Origin of the sequence: Streptomyces colwelliae (genome assembly GCF_048158785.1) — a bacterium.
In the GTDB taxonomy this organism is placed as follows: Bacteria; Actinomycetota; Actinomycetes; order Streptomycetales; family Streptomycetaceae; genus Streptomyces.
The window spans coordinates 1-13,585 of the sequence record NZ_JBLTJC010000284.1 but is presented as its reverse complement, the minus strand read 5'-3'; the positions used below and the strand labels follow the sequence as shown (position 1 = coordinate 13,585).

The following is a 13,585-nucleotide window of genomic DNA, read 5'->3' as shown; positions in this document are numbered from 1 at the left end:
TCACAGCGCCGCCCGGAACGCTCAGGCTTCAGACGCTCACAGCGCCGCCCGGATCGCCCCCTCGATCTCCGGGAACGCGAACGTGAACCCCGACTCCAACAGCCGCTTCGGCAGCACCCGTTGGCTCCCGAGCACATCCCCCGACATCTCACCGAGCACCAGCTTCAGCGCGGGCGCCGGCACCGTGAAGAGCGACGGGCGGTGCATCACGCGCCCCATCGCTGCCGAGATCTCACGGTTCGTCCGCGGGTTCGGCGCGGTGAGGTTGAAGGGGCCGGACAGGCCGTCCGTGTCGATGAGATGCCGGATCGCCGCCACCTCGTCGTGCAGCGCGACGAACGACCAGTACTGCCGCCCGTTCCCGAACCGCCCACCCAGGCCCGCCTTGTAGAGGGGGAACAGCTTGGCCCACGCCCCGCCCTCGCGCGCCACGACCAGCCCGGTCCGCGCGAACACCGTCCGTACGCCCGCCTCCTGCACGGGCGCCGTCGCCTCCTCCCACTCCGTGCACAGCGAGGGCAGGAAGCCGTCCCCGGGAGGCGCCGACTCGTCCACGGCACGGTCGCCCGTCTCGCCGTAGAAGCCGATCGCGCTGCCGTTCACCCATACCCGCGGCGGCCGGTCCAGGGCGGCCACGGCCTCCGCGAGGGCCGCCGTGCCGAGCACGCGGCTGTCGCGGACCGTCTTCTTGTAGGCGTCGGTCCAGCGGTGGTCGCCGACCCCGGCACCGGCGAGGTTGACCACGGCGTCGCACCCGTCGAGCCCGGCCGCGTCGACGTACTGCCCCTCGGGGTCCCAGCACACCTCGTCCGCGCTCCGGGCGCCGCGGCGCACCAGGCGCACCACCTCGTGCCCGTCCGCGGTCAGGGACCGGACCAGTGCGCTGCCGATGAGACCGGAGGCGCCGGTCACCGCGATTCGCGAGCGTTCCATGGCTCCCATCCTGCCTCCTTGATCCATAAAACCCCCATGAGGACCGCGCCGTCCCCGCCGTACCCTGGCCCACATGTCCGAGCCGAACATACGCATCGCCCTGCCCGACGACGACGAGGAACTGGGCGCACTGGACCGCGCCACCTGGTCCCGCCTGCACGCGGTCGTGCCGCTGCCGCAGCCGCCGTACGCCCCCTTCTTCGACGCTCGGCACGCGGCCGGGGATCATCTGGTCGCCGAGCTGGACCGGCGGATCGTCGGGTACATCCGGCTGGCCTTTTCCACCGAACTGGCCTGCAACGCGCACGTCCGGCAGATCCAGGGGCTCGCCGTCGCCGACGAGGCGCGGGGGCACGGGGTCGGCCGGGCGCTGGTGCGGGCCGCCGTCGAGGAGGCACGGCGCCGGGGCGCCCGCCGGCTCACCCTGCGCGTGCTCGGGCACAACACCCCGGCCCGGAAGCTCTACGAGGCCGAGGGCTTCGCCGTCGAGGGCGTACTGCCCGAGGAGTTCCTGCTCGACGGGAAGTACGTCGACGACGTCCTCATGGGCCGCGCCCTCTGACGTAGGACTTGATCCACGACTGAGGCAGGACTTGATCTACGACGTGACCAGGTCGCCCGTGTCCACCTGGGCCGTCGCGGTCGCCGCGCGTTGTGCGTCCCCGGAGACCTCGTCGGCCGTCAGCACGTACCCCGTCTCGTCGTCCGAGGTGGAGCGGGCGAAGACCACGCCGTAGACCTTGCCGCCGGTCGTCAGGAGCGGGCCGCCGGAGTTGCCGGGGCGGACCGTGGAGCGGATCGAGTAGATCTCGCGGGTGACCGTCCCGTCGTTGTAGATGTTCTGGCCCGTCGCGTTCACGCGGTTGGCGACGGTCGCGGCCTGGAGGTTCAGGTCGCCGTCCTGCGGATAGCCGGCCACCACGGCCGAGTCGCCGCGCGCCGCGTTGTCGTCGAAGCTCAGCACGGGCGCGGACAGCCCCGGCACGTACAGCACGGCGACGTCCTTCTGCGGGTCGAAGAGGACCACCCGTGCCTCGTACGACCGCCCGACCCCGCCGATGCGGACGGTCGGGTCGTCGATGCCCGCCACCACGTGCGCGTTGGTCATCACGTGCTGCGGGGCGAACACGAAGCCGCTGCCCTCGCGGCCCTGGGTGCCCGAGGAGCCCTCGATCTTGACCGTGCTCCGCTTGGAGGCGTTCGTCGCGGCGGCCGTCACGCTGTCGCCGGTGGGCTTGGCGACCTCGGCCGTCGACTCGTTCTCGAACGGGTTGAAGACCTGCGGGAAGCCCGCCTCGGTGAGCGCGGAGGTGGCCCGCGAGAACCACGTCGGTGTCGTGTCCGGCATCAGCTTCTGCACGCTGCCCAGCAGCGTCGAGTCCTGGATCGCCGTCGTGACCGTCGCCGACGAGGACGCGCCCAGCACGCTCGCGGCCACCCACGCGACGATCATCACCGCCACCGAGTTCGCCGCGGCCCCGCCGATCCCGTCGGCCACCCGCAGCGGCCCCTGGTCCAGCTCCTTGCGCAGCTTCAGCGCGAGCCGCCCCGCCAGTTCGTGCCCGATCACCGCCGGGGCCAGCACGGTGAGCACGGCGGTCACCGTCGCCGTCGTCGTCCCCGGAGTCACCAGGTCCATCACCCACGGCAGCACCCACACGCCGATGACCGCACCGCCCACGAACCCGGCGAGCGACACACATCCGGCGACGAGGCCGCGCCGGTACCCCGACGCCGCGTAGGCGAGGATCACCAGCAACAACAGCAGGTCGAGCAGGTCCACGGAGCCGCCTTTCTCTCGGAACCCTTAGTACGCGAGGAACGGGTCCAGTGATCAGTCCCGCGTCGGTCACGCGCGCGTGGTCCCCGGGAACCGACCACGCGTGCGTGTACCCCCAGAAACGTGCCGGACCAGGACGATGGTTCCACCGGGTGGCACAGCACACATCGCGGACGGAGCGTTTCCGGCCGAGAGTGTGACCATGCGTGTCCTGAGAAGAACGCCGGGTGCACGAACGCGACGGCTGCGGGGACGAATACCCCGCCTACGGCGGATACCCCGCTCGGCCGTCGTCGTGCTGGCCTGTCTGCCCGGTCTCGCCGCCGTCCTGGTCCTCGCCCTGTGCGCGAACGGCATCGGACGCGAGGCCACGGCCGCCGTACACGCGCCGGTCGCGGCCCGCCCCGTCGCGGTCCGGCACCTCGCCGCCAAGCCGCGCATCGTCCCGCGCTCGGCCTGGCTGGACGCCCTCTCCCGGCACGCGCAGCCGCCGCCGCGCTACGACGACAAGGTCGTCGCCGTCTTCGTCCACCACACGGACTCGCCGAACGGGTACGACTGCGCGGACGCGCCCCGCATCATCCGGTACCTGTACGCGGGGCAGACCGGGGTCCGGGACTGGGACGACATCGGGTACAACTTCCTCGTCGATCACTGCGGGACGATCTACGAGGGGCGGGCGGGGGGTGTCGACCGGGCCGTCACCGGGGCCCACACCCAGGGGTTCAACCACCGCACCGTGGGGATCGCCGCGATCGGTACGTTCACGGCGGGGATGCCGGTGCCGAAGGTGATGACCGATGCGATTGCCGCGTTGGCCGCGTGGAAGCTGGGGCTCGCTGATGTCGATCCGCGTGTGAAGGTGCGCCTGGTGTCCAGCAACAGCCTCAGTCGGTACGCCAGCGGTACGACGGCGGTCCTGCCTGCCCTTGCGGGGCACAAGGACGGGTACATGACGAGTTGTCCGGGGGCGGCGTTGTTGGCGCGGCTTCCGGAGGTTCGGGAGTTGGCGGCGCGGTTGCAGGGGCGTTGAGTGTTGGGTGCGGGTCTGCGGGGGCTGGTCGCGCAGTTCCCCGCGCCCCTAAGGGGCGTCTACCTGCGGGCGAGATAGATCCCCAACGCCCGTTGCAGGACCCTCCCTTGGGTTCCCACCGGGCGTTCCCATTCGCCCAGGTACTCCACTGCTTGGCCGCCTGCGCCGGTTTTGAAGAGGAGGCGGCCCACCAGGCGGTCCTCGGCGACCAGGGACGGGGTGATGGAGCGGAGGTCGTAGGTGTCGGCGCCCGAGTCCAGGGCCTCGCAGAGCATGCGCCACAACAGGAGGCTGCTGGGCCGGAGTTCGCGGCCGCGGCGGCCGGACGCGGGGTACGAGTGCCAGACGCGGGGGCCGGTGCTGATCATCAGGGCGGAGGACAGCACCTCGTCGTCGTACTCGGCGAGATAGATCCGCAGCCGGTCGGACTCCTCGGCGTTGAGCGCCTGCCACATGCGCCGGAAGTAGTCCAGGGGGCGGGGCTTGAAGCCGTCGCGCTCGGCCGTCGCCCGGTACAGGCGATGGAACGCGGGCAGATCGTCCGCCGAACCCCAGAAGACCCCGACCCCGCCGGCTTCGGCTGTCTGTAGCGACCGCAGCCAGTTGGGGGAGAGCGCGGCGCGCAGTTCGTTCACCGACCGCCCGGCCAGGGGGATTTGACACCCGTAACGCGGCTGCCCGAGCCCGAACCCGCTCCCGTCCTCCTCCTTGCACCGCCGCCACCCGAGGCGCCTGAGCCGCTCCGCCGCGTCCAGCGCGTAGCCGTCGATGCCGTCCGTGGGCAGATCCCGCAGATGCCGTACGGAGGGGTCGGCGACGCCCGCCGCGACGGTGGCCGCGTCCCAGTGCCGGACCACGAGCGGCGGGCCGATGCGGACCGAGAACGCGCCCTCCTTCTCCAAGTGCGCGATCAGGGGGTCCAGGTACCGTTCCGGGCGCTGGCTGTGCCAGTCGATCGCGGGCCCGTCGGGCAGGTAGGCGAGAAAGCGACCGGTGCCGGGGAACGCCCGGTACAGCACGAGCGCTACGGCGGTCAGCGCCTCCCCCTCGAACCAACCGACGCTCTCCGCCGCCCAGTCGGGCTTCACGTCGGCCCACTCGGGGATCTGGAGATGGCTCGCGTCCGGGTGCAGCCGGAGATGGGCGAGGTGTTCCTCGCGGGTGATCCCCTTCACGTACGGGCTGGTCATGGGCGCGACGCTCCTGTTCGGCGGCGGCCACCGTAAGCCGGGGTTCACCGGGCGGGTCAAGACTTCGCTGCTGTGAACTCCGCCCATACCTGTTTGCCCCGGCGGCCCTGTCTGGGCGTGACGCCCCACTGGCTCGCCACGGACGCGATCAGGAAGATGCCCCGTCCGCTCTCCGTATCCCAGTCGGGTTCGGTGTACCAGACGGGCAGTTCGGGCGAACGGTCGGCGACGGCCACCCGAACCCCGCCTTCTGGGAGGGTGCGGAGGCGTAGTTCGCACTCCGGGGACTTCACGTGGCGGTGGACGTTGGCCAGCATCTCGGTCGCGCAGAGCGTCGCCGCGTCGGCGAGTTCGGGATACCCCCAGGCGGTGAGCTGCTCGCGGACGGCTTGCCGCGCGGCGGCGAACCCCTCTGGTTCCGCGAGGAGTTGGAGGACCACTTCGGGGGGCGATTGCGTGTGCATGCCCTCACGGTGGGTTATATGTGGCTAGCCTGAACAGGACTTTCGGAGGCACACAAGGGAGTGTGCGGGTAGGGGGGCTCGCTGTGCAGGACGGTGTCGAGGGCTCGTCGAGCATGAAGATGTTCGGGGCGGTGGTGCGGGCGTTGCGGGCCGCGCAGGGCAGTACGCGTGAGCAACTGGGCGTGTATGTCGGGTATTCGGCGTCGCAGGTGGCCATGGTGGAGCGGGGTGAACGGATGCCGAGTGCCCGGTTCGTGGCGAAGTCGGCGGAGTTCCTTCAACAGAGGGTGGCGATCGAAGCGGCGGCGGAGCATTTGGATCGGAGTCCGCATCCGACTTGGTTCGGGGAGTACGCGGATCTGGAGGCTGAGGCGGTCAGCGTCTGGACGTTCAACACGCATGTGGTGCACGGCTTGGTTCAGACGGAGGCGTACGCGCATGCCGTGCTCGGTGAGTACTGCCCCATGCTGGACGACGAGGAGCTTGAGCGCTTGTTGGAGGCGCGGCTGGCACGGCAGAAGCTGCTGACGCGCCTGCCTGCTGTCTCCCTCGCGCTGGTCATCGAGGAATGGGTACTGCGACGCCCGATGGGCGGACCGGCTGTGGCCAAGGGCCAGTTGGAGCGGTTGCTCGACCTCTCGGAGATGAGGAACGTGTCGATCCAGGTCATGCCGACGCGGTACGAGGGCCACGCTGGTCTCGACGGCCCTTTCACGCTGCTGGAGACGAAGGAACGGCAGTGGGTGACGTACCTCGAAGTACAGGGCACGAGTCGCGTGATCGACAACCGTGAAGAGGTAAGCGAGTTCCAGCAGCGCTATGGCATGATCCGGACGCAGGCGCTCACGCCGAGCGACTCCGTGAAAGTGATCGAGCAGATGGCAGGGGAGCTATGACCGCCGATCTGAAATGGTTCAAGTCGAGCTACAGCGGCAGCGCGGGCGGCGAATGCCTCGAAGTCGCCCTGGAACCAGCCCACCCCACGGTCCACATCCGTGACTCAAAGGCCAAGTCCGGTCCCACGCTGGCGTTTTCGTCGGACGAGTGGGCGGCATTCGTGGGCTTCGCCACCGAGGTGTGACTCAGGAGGACCACGCCGTGAGCAGGTCCGCCGGGCCGTAGGCCGCGTCGAGTCCCGTGCAGGCCGTTCCGCTGCGGGACACCGCGACCACCGGGACCAGATCGTGCGCAAGGGCGGCTCGATGGTGGTGCAGCGCAGCGAGATCGTGGCGGTCGAACGGCGAGTTCTCCAACCACTTCACCGAGCCGACGAACAGCAACTCCTTGGCGATGGGCGCCCGGTCGGCTCCGACGATGTCGATCTCGACATCGTTGGTACGGGTCCAGTAGGCACCGATGGCGGGCGCTGCCGGAAGGCCTGCGTCCGGCAGCAGGCGGGCCAGTGCCTCGCGTACCAGGGGCTCGACGGCCCGGCCCCGCCAACTGGTCCAGTTGTCCCGGACACGTCGCAACGTCAGGTCACCCCTGCCCCGCTCGATCTCCTCCATCGCGGGGCCGAGCAACTGCAGCCAGAAGCGGAGATAGGGGTCGGCGATCCGGTAGCGACGGTCCTTGGAGGGGCGCGTGGAGAGGGGGAGGTCGGCTGCGATCACCCTCTTGTCCGTGAGGATCCCCAGTGATCTGTTGAGGGGGGTCGCACTGATCCCGCCGGCCGCACGGGCGATGTTGGTGAAGGTCCGCTCGCCGCTGCCGATCGCGGAGAGGACGGCGCGCGCCTGCAGCTGCTGGGGGAACTCGGCGGCCAGCGAACGCTCCGCCGAGACCAGCAGCGCCGAGACGGGATCGCTGAGGGCTGCCGACAGGAAGTCCCACAGCCCGGCGCCATGCGGCCATTCCGCGCAGATCAGGGGCAGTCCGCCGGTGACGAGGGCCGCGTCGAACGCCTCGGCCGCGTCCAGGCCCAGCATCGCACCCACCTCCGCCGGATTGAGCGGCCCCAGCACCATTTCCCGGCCTCGCTGGTGGAACGGACGGCCGTAGCTGTCCAACGCCTCCATCATCGACAGGTCAGAACCGATGAGGATCAGCAGAACCGGCTTGGTCTCCAGCACCCTGTCCCAGGCCCGTTGCAGCATGCCCTCGAACGCGCCGTCCGCGTCCATCAGATACGGCACCTCGTCCATGACCACCACGCTGGGCCGGTCGTGCGGGAGAGCCGCCGCCAGTACGTCGAGGGCGGCATCCCAGTTTGCGGGGCGGGCCGAGGCGAGCAAGCCGGCGAGGGGCAGATTCGAGGACTGCGCGTCCTGGGCGAACCGCTCAAGATCGACGTGTGGCGACGCTCCCGTGGCGGCGTAGAAGAGGAACGGCGCACCGGACCGCTCGGCGAAGCGCTCGACCAGCCGGGACTTACCCACGCGACGGCGCCCCCGCAGCATCACGCACCGCCCCGGCCGCTCGCCGCCGACCCCGGCAGTCACCTTGCCCAGCTCACGGTCCAGGGTTTCGAGCTCGCGTGCCCGGCCTACGAAGTTGCCCATAGCGCTGAACCTAACAGCAAAGTTACTGACATTCATGTTAGTAACTTTGCTGTTAGGTCAATGGCTCAGCCTTCTTTGTCCCGCTCCGCCTCGTCCCCGCGCCGACGGCGGGCTCGCTCGGTGATCCCGCTGGAGAGCTTGCCCTTTACCGAGTTGGCCCGGTCGAAGGTATCGCTGCCGAGGCTTCTGGCGACATCGACGCCCTTTGCTCCTGTCCCGATCGCCCTGTCCCTAGCCTCCACAGCCGCGTGCATCCACCGTCTCGCCTCGGATGACTGACGGCCAGACTCAATCCCGAGCCGCCCGTGGAAGTCATGGACGACGATTGCGACATGGTTGCTCGACTGAACTACGGCCGGGGACTTGGTCGGGTGCAGCAACACCTTCGCGTTGGCCGTGCCCGCAGCCGTGTGCATCCTGGCCACCAGGAGCCCGGTGCTCCGCGAGATGTGATCCAGCCGGGCCTGCCGGGCGGCCTTCAGTCCGAGGCGATGCCCGTTCAGCTCCTCTGGAGACGCGTCCAACACCCGGTCGAGTTCGAGCACGGCGATCGCGTCCTGCAGTTGGAAGCAGCGAGCCAGAACGGCGAGCCACTCCCGAACAATGGAGCCGGCTTGGTTGGCCGTCGTGGCGAGATCGCCGATCTTGGTCTTGCGTTCCATCTTCTCCGCGAGCGCGTCGAGTTGACGCAATGCGTACGCCTGAGTCTCTGCGATCGTCGCCGGCACGGCCTGCACCTTCGACCACGTAACCTCGTCGACCCTGCCCCGCTTGCCGCGGATGGTCATGGCTTCCTCGATGACGAAGCCCACTCCGATCACGCGGGCCAACACGGAGTCCTTCTGGGCACGCAGCACGTCGTCGACCTTCTCGTCGATCGTGGCGAGATAGTCGGTGATCTCGTTCATGGTCTGTTGCATCGCAATCTGCGCCATGATCCCCGCAGCACCTGCAAGAATCGCGGGGTTGGTCAGAAGCGATCGGGGCGCCTTGACGAATTCGACGAATCCCCTGACCTGGCCCTTGGGTCTCTTCACCACGCCTGTGCTGAGACCTGTCTTCGAGCTTTCCCTCAGCCCATACTTCTTGACGAGCGAGGCCGACTCGGAAGTCAGCTTCACCCAGCGACCGGATTCGGCGGCAATCTCCGAACCTGCCTGCGCGACTACAGCACCGGTACCGACGACGGACGTGAGCCGTTGCAGTCCGAGGTCCTTCGACGACAGTCCTTCCGAGGCGAGGAAGCATTCGACACCCGTGGCAGCCCCGATGGCCGCCAGCCCATCACCGTCACTGATCAGCTGAATCTCGTTGTCCATCGCCCGTTCCTGAAGTGGCTTCTCGCAGCTGGGGTGGTCAGAGTGTGCGCAGTGATTGCCGGGCGCGGGTCGAGGCCTTCCGACGGTGGGGATCGAGGTAAAGGTCAGCGCGTTGTTGGGCCGGTAGGAGTCGAGAACTCCTGCGGTGGGGGTTCCCGCAGGCCGCATCCAGAAGCCCTCAACTTGCCTGACGCTACCTCGACGGCGGGCTTTGCCTGCCCTGCTTCGACCAACTTCTCCGTCTTGGCGAGCTTGCTCGGCCTCGTCACCGTTCGGATGCGTGGCGCGATGGCGTCGAGGCCGTCGTGATGGACGGCTTCACCGAGTGCGGCGGGCCATCCACGGTCACCGCGACTGCAGGGCCGCTCCTCGCTACAACTGCCCTCTGGCCCATGGAAGCCCCTATGGGATACCCCCGTGAGCCCTCGTTCGTGAAGAGCCAGGCTTCCTGGACGAATGGACGGCTTTCGTAAACTTGGCCGCAAAGTCGGCGCTAAAGTAGTCACGTCCTCACCCTCCGTGTGCCAACACGGAGCGGCCCTCAGCGGTGCGCCAACACCAATCTGAGGGCCTACACCGACTAGTGGATCAGAGGTCCACCGCGATGCTGAAGCATGCTATCCCGCCTGCCCGTTTCTTCTCCCAGACCCCGAACGAGATCATCCGGCATCCCCGTCTCAACGGGACCGCCGTTCGACTCCTCCAGTGGGCGCTGTCCCTCCCTGAGGGATCGAGGGAGACCGTGCAGTCCATCGGCGAGAAGATGCCGGAAGGCCGACTAGCCGTCCGCAAGGCCCGGCGGCAACTGGAAGAAGAGGGCTACCTCCACACCCGGCGCAGCCAGCACCCCGAGACCGGCCAGTGGTCCACCCAAGTTCTCGTGTCCAACGTGGCGTTGACGACGACGGACGAGATCGCCGCCGCGTTCGGGACCGTACGTCCCTCTCCTGATCCGAGTGACCAGGACCCGCCGGTCGGGGCAGGGGCGGACCCGGCCGTCGGCGCATACCCCTTGGGCGATAACACCGAGGAAAACACCCCCAACCCACCCGTGCCGTCAGGCGAGTTGGAGACCGGCGCCGCGAACTTCCTGGCCCGCCTCGGTGACCGCACCCCCGCCCTGCGCCTCGGCGTCGGCGAGATCGAACGGCTCGTGCCCCTCGTCGCCCGCTGGCAGGCGCGCGGGGCGACGGAGGCCGACCTGCGCCAGGCCCTCACCGCCGACCTGCCCTACCCCGTCCGCTCCCCGGCCGCCTTCGTCGCGTACCGCCTGGAAGCCCGGACTCCGGCAATCACCGCTCCACGGAAGCGAGTTGAGACCCTGGCGGAGTGCGGCGAGTGCCGCGACCCGTTGCCGCGAGGGGTCCACACCGGCATCTGCCGTCGCTGCGCGGGACTGGGCCCGGCATCTTCGGAACCGGCTCCAACTCCCGTGTCGCTCAACGGGATCGCCCTGGTGAGGGCCGCGTTGTCAGGGGTGTGTCATGAGGCGATCGGGCGGTCGGACAGCTGGGCCAGTTCCGTGAAGAACGCGCGGTAGAGCGGCTCGTCGGTGGTCTGGATCTCGACGGTGACAAGGCCGTGCCTGGAACTCGTCGTGCTCGCGTAGATCGGTTCGTCGAGGTCCTCGATGTTGCCGAAGTGCAGCCGGGTCAAGCCACCCTTGCGTGCCTCGGCCCGCACCTTCAGCCACCTCAACGGGGCCCGGTAGGAGCTGATGACGCGATTCCGCCGGAACAGCTCGAAGATGCCGTGATCGACCCGCATATGGACGCGGTCATGCTCGAAGACCTTGTGGTCGCACGCGAGTGGCTCCATGCCGGTGAAGATATCCGACCCCTCGATGGGCTTCGATCGGCCTCGACCGGTGCTCACAGGTTTCTCGCAGGCAACTCACCGGATCCCCCGAGACAAGCTCCCTATCGTCATGCACACGCACTGACTGGAGGTGGGGAAAATGAACAGCAGTCACACCAACACCACGGAGAAGTCGGCCGGTTGGTCCAAGTCCGCCCGCGGCCCCTGGGCGGTGGTCTGCGCGGTCGCGACCGTGATCCTCGGCCCGGCCGCCGTCACGGCCTCCGCGCTCGACCAGGCCAACGCCGCCCCGATGCACCACGCGGTGCGCGCCGACCAGACACAGGCCTACATCTCGACGGACACGAACCGCCGCCGGACGGCCGCGTAGGCAGCTGCCCGCAGTCGTCACCGCGTGGCGACCAGCTCCTGAGCCGCCCAGGACGCCTCTGTGACACGGGAGTTGACACACCGTCACGGGACGGCGGGGCAGAAGGACAGGCCCTAACTCCGGCCCAGGCCCAGGTACTTCTCGCCCGCCGGATCGATGTCCACGTTGAGGCCGTTCATGAGGCCGGCCAGCATCGTGTAGTACCCGACCGTCGTGATCAGCTCGACCAGTTGACGGTCGGTCAGATGCTTGCGCAGGGTGCCCAACGTGGTGTCCGTGAGCGTGTGCCGGGTCAGCAGCTCCTCCGTCGCCGTCAGCAGCGCCGACTCGACCTCGTCGAACTCGCCGTCCTCCCGCCGGAGTTCGACCACCGCCGCCAACTGGTCGAGGGTGAGCCCCGCGTGCACCGCTATCGGGCGGTGCTGGACGATCTCGTAGGCGCAGTCCGTGTGCGCCGCCACCGACATCACCACCAGCTCGCGCAGCCGTACCGGTATCGACGACCCGAGCACGGCCATGCCCAGCTCGATCGCCGGACCCGGCATGTCCGGGGCGTGGGAGAGCATGCGGAACGCGTTCAACGGGGTGGGAAGCGCGTCCACGGCCTCGGCGGAACGCTCTGGGTACGGTATGGCAGCCACGGTGACCTCACTGGGATCCGGTCGGTCGAGCCGATCGACTCGACCCAGGGGCGGGCACCCATCGCAGTACCCCCGTCAGTCCTGCCGGAACCTCTCGCGCAGCTTCGGGAACCGTTCCGCCAGCACGGTCTCGCTCTCCAGGTTGAGCGGTGCGCCCAACGGTTCGGCGGGCGCCGGCGGAATCCCCAGGTCGGGCGCGACGGCACCGGTCAGCTGCTCGTACGCCTCGTCCGCCGCGTACCCCAGTTCCTCCCCGTCGCCGTCGATCTCGTCGTCGAAGTCGTCGATGAGGTCGGCCAGCGAGTCCGGGTCGTGCACGGCCCCCTCGTACACCTCACGGCCCTGACCGATCAGCCAGCACCGGAAGAAGTCGAACGCGTCGTCGCTCGCCCCGTCGAGCAGCACCCACGCGGCACCCCACAGATCCCAGGTGTACGCGCGGTTGTAACGGGCCTCGAAATGCCGGGCGAAGTCCAGGACCAGCTCCGGGTCCAGCAGCAGCAGCCGGTCGACGAGCAGGTCGGCCTGCTCCTCGGGGTCGCCCTCGGCGGCCTCGCGGGTGGCGTCCACCAACTCCCAGAACTCCGTCTCGTCCATCACGGGTCAAGCATCGGTCCTGGAGTGGTGGTGCGCACGTGGAGTGCAGCGGATTGTCACCTGGAGCGGGGCAGATCGTTATGGGCGGCGGTAGAGCGCGGCCAGCCGTAGCGCGTCGTCCTTGAAGCGCGCCCGCAGGCCCTCCGGCGCCAGTACCTCCACGTCCGGGCCGAGCCCCGCGAGCTGGCCGTGGGCCACCTCCTCGGACTCCACCGGCAGGGTCACGCGCACCCACCCGTCGTCGTCCGGCTCGGCCGCGACCTCCAGCGCCTCCCGCGCGGCGGCCGGATCGACGGCGTACGGCAGCCTCCGCACCCCGTCCGCCGACAGCCGCACCACGACCTCCGCCCGCAGGATCGACCGCGCGAACTGCTCCGCCCGCTCCTCCCAGAACGCGGGCAGATCGAAGTCCTCGTCCCGTACGAAGCGCTCGGCGCCCGCATTCACCGCCGTGAACCGCTCGATGCGGTACACCCGATACACCGGTGAGGAATCGTGGTCGGCGACCCGCGCGCACAGATACCAGACACCCGCCTTGAGGACGAGCCCGTACGGCTCCAGCTCCCGTTCGACTTCGACTTCGACGTCGGAGTCACCGCGCCGGTACCGCGCGACCAGCCTCCGGTCGTCCCACACGGCGTCCGCTACGGCGGGAAGCAGTTCGGGTGTCTTGGGCTCGGCGAACCAACCGGGTGCGTCGAGATGAAACCGCTGAGCCGCCGCCCGTGAGGCATCCGACAGGGAGGGCAACAGCGCCGCCGACACCTTCAGCCGGGCCGCCGAGGCCGCGTCCTCCAACCCCATCTCGCGCAACGCCCCCGGCACCCCACTCAGGAACAGCGCCTCGGCCTCGCTACGGGCCAGCCCGGTCAGCCGGGTCCGGTACCCACCGACCAGCCGATACCCGCCGGCCCGCCCCCGGTCCGCGTACACCGGGAC

Annotated in this window: 16 protein-coding genes; 6 read left to right on the top strand and 10 right to left on the bottom strand. The window is 69.2% G+C overall.

Translation table 11 applies throughout. The features are described 5' to 3' along the window. Positions 1-36 precede the first annotated feature (36 nt). Positions 37-933 (bottom strand): TIGR01777 family oxidoreductase, encoded by an 897-nt coding sequence (locus ACNFOC_RS39270; RefSeq protein ID WP_416963792.1) that lies wholly within the window; start codon positions 931-933, stop codon positions 37-39. A 73-nt stretch (positions 934-1,006) separates the two neighbouring features. Here ACNFOC_RS39270 and ACNFOC_RS39265 point away from each other — a divergent pair, with 73 nt between their 5' ends. Beyond that, positions 1,007-1,495: a GNAT family N-acetyltransferase gene (locus ACNFOC_RS39265; protein ID WP_416963791.1), complete on the top strand. Its 489-nt coding sequence runs from the start codon at positions 1,007-1,009 to the stop codon at positions 1,493-1,495. Positions 1,496-1,531: 36 nt separating this feature from the next. Here the strand turns inward: ACNFOC_RS39265 and ACNFOC_RS39260 are convergent, their stop codons facing one another. Then, positions 1,532-2,716, bottom strand: a complete 1,185-nt coding sequence (locus tag ACNFOC_RS39260; RefSeq protein WP_416963790.1) for a MarP family serine protease — start codon at positions 2,714-2,716, stop codon at positions 1,532-1,534. Between the two features lie 199 nt (positions 2,717-2,915). On the opposite strand from ACNFOC_RS39260, the gene ACNFOC_RS39255 reads away from it, so the two are divergent. Further along, positions 2,916-3,746 carry a peptidoglycan recognition protein family protein gene (locus ACNFOC_RS39255; RefSeq protein WP_416963789.1) on the top strand — a complete coding sequence of 277 codons (831 nt, stop codon included), beginning with the start codon at positions 2,916-2,918 and terminating at the stop codon, positions 3,744-3,746. 59 nt (positions 3,747-3,805) lie between these two features. Here the strand turns inward: ACNFOC_RS39255 and ACNFOC_RS39250 are convergent, their stop codons facing one another. Both ACNFOC_RS39250 and ACNFOC_RS39245 read right to left on the bottom strand, forming a co-directional pair. Further along, on the bottom strand, positions 3,806-4,936 hold the full coding sequence (locus ACNFOC_RS39250) for a lipid II:glycine glycyltransferase FemX (RefSeq protein WP_416963788.1): 1,131 nt from the start codon (positions 4,934-4,936) through the stop codon (positions 3,806-3,808). Positions 4,937-4,992: 56 nt separating this feature from the next. Continuing rightward, positions 4,993-5,400, bottom strand: coding sequence for an ATP-binding protein (locus ACNFOC_RS39245; protein WP_416963787.1), 408 nt, complete (start codon positions 5,398-5,400; stop codon positions 4,993-4,995). An 83-nt stretch (positions 5,401-5,483) separates the two neighbouring features. Between ACNFOC_RS39245 and ACNFOC_RS39240 the strand changes: the two genes are divergently transcribed. Further along, on the top strand, positions 5,484-6,296 hold the full coding sequence (locus tag ACNFOC_RS39240) for a helix-turn-helix domain-containing protein (RefSeq protein ID WP_416963786.1): 813 nt from the start codon (positions 5,484-5,486) through the stop codon (positions 6,294-6,296). Further along, the gene (locus ACNFOC_RS39235) at positions 6,293-6,481 is read left to right on the top strand and encodes a DUF397 domain-containing protein (protein ID WP_416963785.1); all 189 of its coding nucleotides are present in this window, start codon (positions 6,293-6,295) and stop codon (positions 6,479-6,481) included. Before ACNFOC_RS39240 ends, ACNFOC_RS39235 begins: the two co-directional genes overlap by 4 nt. 1 nt (position 6,482) lies before the next feature. Here the strand turns inward: ACNFOC_RS39235 and ACNFOC_RS39230 are convergent, their stop codons facing one another. Next, positions 6,483-7,901 carry an ATP-binding protein gene (locus tag ACNFOC_RS39230; protein WP_416963784.1) on the bottom strand — a complete coding sequence of 473 codons (1,419 nt, stop codon included), beginning with the start codon at positions 7,899-7,901 and terminating at the stop codon, positions 6,483-6,485. Positions 7,902-7,966: 65 nt separating this feature from the next. After that, a complete protein-coding gene (locus tag ACNFOC_RS39225; protein WP_416963783.1) occupies positions 7,967-9,220 on the bottom strand; it encodes a hypothetical protein in 1,254 nt (417 codons plus the stop codon). A gap of 604 nt (positions 9,221-9,824) precedes the next feature. Here ACNFOC_RS39225 and ACNFOC_RS39220 point away from each other — a divergent pair. Then, a complete protein-coding gene (locus tag ACNFOC_RS39220; protein ID WP_416963782.1) occupies positions 9,825-10,760 on the top strand; it encodes a hypothetical protein in 936 nt (311 codons plus the stop codon). On the opposite strand, the gene ACNFOC_RS39215 is transcribed toward ACNFOC_RS39220, so the two are convergent. After that, positions 10,703-11,038, bottom strand: a complete 336-nt coding sequence (locus ACNFOC_RS39215) for a hypothetical protein (RefSeq protein ID WP_416963781.1) — start codon at positions 11,036-11,038, stop codon at positions 10,703-10,705. The two genes, ACNFOC_RS39220 and ACNFOC_RS39215, sit on opposite strands and share 58 nt — an antisense overlap. Positions 11,039-11,177: 139 nt before the next feature. On the opposite strand from ACNFOC_RS39215, the gene ACNFOC_RS39210 reads away from it, so the two are divergent. Beyond that, complete coding sequence (locus tag ACNFOC_RS39210; RefSeq protein WP_416963780.1) at positions 11,178-11,408, top strand: hypothetical protein; 231 nt, start codon at positions 11,178-11,180, stop codon at positions 11,406-11,408. 113 nt (positions 11,409-11,521) lie between these two features. On the opposite strand, the gene ACNFOC_RS39205 is transcribed toward ACNFOC_RS39210, so the two are convergent. The 3 genes from ACNFOC_RS39205 to ACNFOC_RS39195 form a co-directional block, all read right to left on the bottom strand. Next, positions 11,522-12,049, bottom strand: a complete 528-nt coding sequence (locus ACNFOC_RS39205) for a carboxymuconolactone decarboxylase family protein (RefSeq protein ID WP_416963779.1) — start codon at positions 12,047-12,049, stop codon at positions 11,522-11,524. 75 nt (positions 12,050-12,124) lie between these two features. Beyond that, a complete protein-coding gene (locus ACNFOC_RS39200; RefSeq protein WP_416963793.1) occupies positions 12,125-12,646 on the bottom strand; it encodes a DUF4240 domain-containing protein in 522 nt (173 codons plus the stop codon). A gap of 78 nt (positions 12,647-12,724) precedes the next feature. After that, positions 12,725-13,585 (bottom strand): helix-turn-helix transcriptional regulator (locus tag ACNFOC_RS39195; RefSeq protein WP_416963778.1); only part of this gene is annotated, 861 nt, incomplete at its 5' end.

What these genes read in the sequence shown, in the direction of transcription:
- ACNFOC_RS39270 (WP_416963792.1), bottom strand. Translation starts at nt 933, where the DNA reads ATGGAACGCTCGCGAATCGCGGTGACCGGCGCCTCCGGTCTCATCGGC.
- ACNFOC_RS39265 (WP_416963791.1), top strand. Translation starts at nt 1,007, where the DNA reads ATGTCCGAGCCGAACATACGCATCGCCCTGCCCGACGACGACGAGGAA.
- ACNFOC_RS39255 (WP_416963789.1), top strand. Translation starts at nt 2,916, where the DNA reads ATGCGTGTCCTGAGAAGAACGCCGGGTGCACGAACGCGACGGCTGCGG.
- ACNFOC_RS39250 (WP_416963788.1), bottom strand. Translation starts at nt 4,936, where the DNA reads ATGACCAGCCCGTACGTGAAGGGGATCACCCGCGAGGAACACCTCGCC.
- ACNFOC_RS39245 (WP_416963787.1), bottom strand. Translation starts at nt 5,400, where the DNA reads ATGCACACGCAATCGCCCCCCGAAGTGGTCCTCCAACTCCTCGCGGAA.
- ACNFOC_RS39235 (WP_416963785.1), top strand. Translation starts at nt 6,293, where the DNA reads ATGACCGCCGATCTGAAATGGTTCAAGTCGAGCTACAGCGGCAGCGCG.
- ACNFOC_RS39230 (WP_416963784.1), bottom strand. Translation starts at nt 7,901, where the DNA reads ATGGGCAACTTCGTAGGCCGGGCACGCGAGCTCGAAACCCTGGACCGT.
- ACNFOC_RS39225 (WP_416963783.1), bottom strand. Translation starts at nt 9,220, where the DNA reads ATGGACAACGAGATTCAGCTGATCAGTGACGGTGATGGGCTGGCGGCC.
- ACNFOC_RS39220 (WP_416963782.1), top strand. Translation starts at nt 9,825, where the DNA reads ATGCTGAAGCATGCTATCCCGCCTGCCCGTTTCTTCTCCCAGACCCCG.
- ACNFOC_RS39215 (WP_416963781.1), bottom strand. Translation starts at nt 11,038, where the DNA reads ATGGAGCCACTCGCGTGCGACCACAAGGTCTTCGAGCATGACCGCGTC.
- ACNFOC_RS39210 (WP_416963780.1), top strand. Translation starts at nt 11,178, where the DNA reads ATGAACAGCAGTCACACCAACACCACGGAGAAGTCGGCCGGTTGGTCC.
- ACNFOC_RS39200 (WP_416963793.1), bottom strand. Translation starts at nt 12,646, where the DNA reads ATGGACGAGACGGAGTTCTGGGAGTTGGTGGACGCCACCCGCGAGGCC.